The sequence below is a fragment of the Spiroplasma sp. ChiS genome, from assembly GCF_002968355.1.
Lineage (GTDB): Bacteria > Bacillota_I > Bacilli_A > Mycoplasmatales > Mycoplasmataceae > Spiroplasma > Spiroplasma citri.
Map to the genome: position 1 here is coordinate 1 of NZ_PUUH01000324.1, position 4,214 is coordinate 4,214.

The following is a 4,214-nucleotide window of genomic DNA, read 5'->3' on the forward strand; positions in this document are numbered from 1 at the left end:
ACACGAAAAACTCCCGAGCGGTTTAGAAAAAAACTTGATGGTCTTTGCAAATACTATAAAGACAACTACCAAGTCCACTGAATTACCCCAACTTAAACCCTCGCTAACTGAATTGAAAATCAAATCAATAACTATGCTTGACAAGAACTAAACACCTACGAAATCTGAAACAAATAAAAAAATAAATTTTTATTTATTTTAAAATAGAGGTTGTTATTAAAAATTTTATTGTTAAGATGAAATTATAAAAATAGAAATATAATTTTATAGCATAGAAACACAAAATGCTTAAATTCCTTGTGTTTCTGTAAATTATTGTATCAAATTTTAATATATCATATCAATTCTTTTATAAATTTATGGAAATAATAAGGAAAATAAGCCTATTATTTCTATTTTTATAAAAGAAAGGAATGATATATATGAAAAAAATACTAAGTTTAGTTGGAACTGGTATGTTAGCAACTAGTTCTGTAGCACCTCTTGTTGCTAATACAACATACGAACCAAAAACAGAAGAAGTAATTTCTTCAGAAGATAAAGTTGAAACAACAAAAGACTTAATTTCAGTACAAGAAGACATTATACAAAAAAATAATTTAAATAATTTAGTTGCTACTAAAAAAAGGAATAAGGGGCAGATTCCATTTGATTTAAATATTAATATTCATAAAGTATTTAATGGTACACACACTGAAGATAGTGATAGAATTCCCGAAACACAATTATTTAAATATACAGATTATGCTACTAGTTGAGATGATTTTAAAACTAAATATAACGTAATTGATATGTTTAATTTAAAAATTAAATTAAATGCATGAAATGAAAGTAAAGAATTAAACTGATACATAATTAATAATAACCGTTTAAATTCTGATTCTTTTTATGGAATTTATTTAAATATTTCTGGTAGTTCATTATTTGCTGTTCAAGAATTAATTGTTAGATTAAAATTTAAAATTAATAAAGAAACAGAAACTGTTAATTGATTTTGAGAATGGGAAGCATATTCTTTTGCCGCAGCTACTTCTATGACATTAGACTTTGAAGTTAATAATATTTATTTTAGATGAAGAGATATATGAGGGGATATATTTTAGATTAAAATTTAAAATTAATAAAGAAACAGAAACTGTTAATTGATTTTGAGAATGGGAAGCATATTCTTTTGCCGCAGCTACTTCTATGACATTAGACTTTGAAGTTTCTGTTATAATTTCTAGAAATTAAATTTAATAAATATATTAAAACCCTTATTTTATAAGGGTTTTTTGCTATTTATCAGTAATTGTCATCTGTGCTGCATTGAACGTTATTTTCGTGGGAAAATATGGTAATAAAATGTTATATTTATTAAATTTTTAACTCTCGCGATTTTATTATAAATATTAAAATTAATAATTTACATTTTTAATTGAATGTGCTATTATATTTGCGAGTGCAATTGCACGTGTAATAAATGAAAGGAAAAAATGTTATGAAAATTATTACAGTAGGAGCATTAAAAGGTGGGGTCGGAAAAACAAATTTTACTTTTAATTTGTCTTGTTTTCTTGCCATAGAAAAAAAGAAACGAATACTTGTGCTTGACCTTGACCCCCAAGGAAATTTAACACAATGTTTTAAATTGGATATTGATAAACCATGAGCGATAAATTTATTTAATGATAAAAACAATAATATAACTGATATAGTTTTTAAAACTAATTTTGAAAATGTCAATATTGTTCCGACTAATATTCAAATGTCAGAATTAGAAATAAAATTGTCTAGTCAATTTGGTCGTGAACAAAAATTAAAAAATACAATACAAAAAAATAAGTATTTTTTACAAACTAATTATGATTATATTTTGATTGATACAAACCCAAGTTTAAATGTAACGAATGTTAATGCTTATTTAAGTGCTGATAATGTTATTTTAGTTTCAGATAATTCTATTCATTCGTGGAGAGCAATTGAAACAATAAATAAACAATGAAATAATATAGTTGATTATATTAATGCCAATAATAATATTAGTGCAATTGTTTTAAATAATTTTGATACTTATACAATTTCAAAAGATTTTATTGAAAATTTAAAAGATAGTTCATTAAATAATTTATTAATACAACAAGAGATTAGAAAAAAACAAGTTTTTAAAGCAAGCGAAATAACGGGCATTCCAGTTGTTAAAACTTTAAAAAAAGATGAAAACCCGTATTTCAATATTGTTGCTGAATTAGAACAAAAAGGAGTGATATAAACATGGCAAAAGAAAACTTGTTTAAATCTAATCTTAACTTAAATAAATCGGAAAAGTTAGCAGAAAGTTTATTGGGCGTTAGAGAAAATATTAAAACAATTAACTCTGAAAATGTTACAAAAACTATTAATAAAGAATTACAATTAAAACCAAATCAACCTAAACTAAATAAAAAATATCTTAACCTATCTATTAGACCAGATAAAATAGATAAAATAAAAAAAATAGCTAATGAATATAATTTGTCGGTTTCGGCATTGTTAGAACAAATAATCGACCAATTATAAATTTGTGTTATAATGTGCTTACAAAGATATTGAATGTTTTTGGTAAGTAGTACAATCCTACTTTTATAAAATGTATTAAATATCAATCTTCATTAATCTTCTCTTTTTAAAATAAAAAATTGCTTTCTTAAAAAGCAATTGATATAATATAAATGTGAAATTTAAAATAAATAAAAATTAGTGATAGTAATTTATTGCTACATAAATTACTATCGTGGAAACACTAGCTTGCTACTAGCGTTTCCACAGACAATTTTAACATATTTTACTGGGGTATTTTGTTTGTCCTTTTGATACTCTTGTGAAATATGTTATAAATTGCTTGTGGGAATAGTGCGGTTGTGCTATTCCTATTTTTATTGTTCAGAAAGGAATACAGCAATGAAAAAAATATTAAGTATTTTAACGATATCAACTTTAACAGCGAGCATTCCCACCCCGTTGCTAGCAGCAGTACCACTAACTAATACTTTGGCGTCTAACTCAAACAACGATTATTTACCATTAAAAGAAATAAATGGTATTGATGGTTATGTTATGTCAATTACAATTGACAAAGATAATAACATTTATTTCGGTACATTTGCGGGTGCGTTTGTGTTAAAACACGGTGAAACAACACCAACAAAAATAAATGAAATAAATAATGTTTGTAATTCAATTGTAATTGACAAAAATAATAACATTTATTTCGGTACAAATAGTGGTTTATTTGTGTTGAAACACGGTAAAACAACACCAACAAAAATAAATGAAATAAATAATGTTTGTAATTCAATTGTAATTGACAAAAATAATAACATTTATTTCGGTACAAATAGTGGTTTATTTGTGTTGAAACACGGTGAAACAACACCAACAAAAATAAATGGGATAAGTGGTTTTGTTAAAACAATTGCGGTTGATAGTAGCAATAACATTTATTTCGGTACAAATAGTGGTTTATTTGTGTTGAAACACGGTAAAACAACACCAACAAAAATAAATGAAATAAATAATGTTTGTAATTCAATTGTAATTGACAAAAATAATAACATTTATTTCGGTACAAAGGACGGTGCGTATAAGTTATCTGCAGGGTCAAACACTCCGACTAAAATTAATGGAATAAATGGTTTTGTTAATTCACTTACCTTTGATACTAAAAATAACATTTATTTTGGAACAGATAATGGTGCGTTTGTGTTAAAACACGGTTCTACAACCCCAACTAAAATCGATGGAATAGAAGATGATACTACATATATAATAATAGATAATAACAGTAATGTTTACTTTGGTGGTAATGATTGAGTTAAATTTACGACAACAATTTTAGATTGGATAAAACAACAAAGTAAGTTTAACTTAGTTGATAGCACCAAAACCCAAACTTGAACTCGCCCCGACTTGCTTAGTGTTGATGGGGAGTTAAACATTGATATTGCCAACCCCAACATTGATAAAGTTATTTTTGATAATGTCCAACAACCACAAACAAGCAAACAATGAAAAATAAATGTTAAACCCGAAACGACAGCCCGCGACCATAATTTACAAGTAATGTTTACTTTGGATGGTAAACAATATACGAGTGAAATTACGGTCTCAATGCAAGCGAAAATTGACCCACCAACACCAAGTAAGCAAGAAAATTTAAGTGAATTAATTAAAACGACTGATTTAGGTAATATCAT

The 4,214-nt window shown here is 25.9% G+C and carries 3 protein-coding genes and 1 pseudogene; all 4 read left to right on the forward strand.

Features of this window, described 5'->3' with window-relative positions:
- Positions 1 to 422 precede the first annotated feature (422 nt).
- Positions 423 to 1,103: a hypothetical protein gene (locus C6B38_RS09310; protein ID WP_105299414.1), complete on the forward strand. Its 681-nt coding sequence runs from the start codon at positions 423 to 425 to the stop codon at positions 1,101 to 1,103.
- 377 nt (positions 1,104 to 1,480) lie between these two features.
- Positions 1,481 to 2,251: a ParA family protein gene (locus C6B38_RS09315; RefSeq protein WP_162475957.1), complete on the forward strand. Its 771-nt coding sequence runs from the start codon at positions 1,481 to 1,483 to the stop codon at positions 2,249 to 2,251.
- A 2-nt stretch (positions 2,252 to 2,253) separates the two neighbouring features.
- On the forward strand, positions 2,254 to 2,538 hold the full coding sequence (locus C6B38_RS09320; RefSeq protein ID WP_105299416.1) for a hypothetical protein: 285 nt from the start codon (positions 2,254 to 2,256) through the stop codon (positions 2,536 to 2,538).
- A gap of 381 nt (positions 2,539 to 2,919) precedes the next feature.
- Positions 2,920 to 4,214: pseudogene (locus tag C6B38_RS09325) on the forward strand (hypothetical protein); the annotation flags it as partial.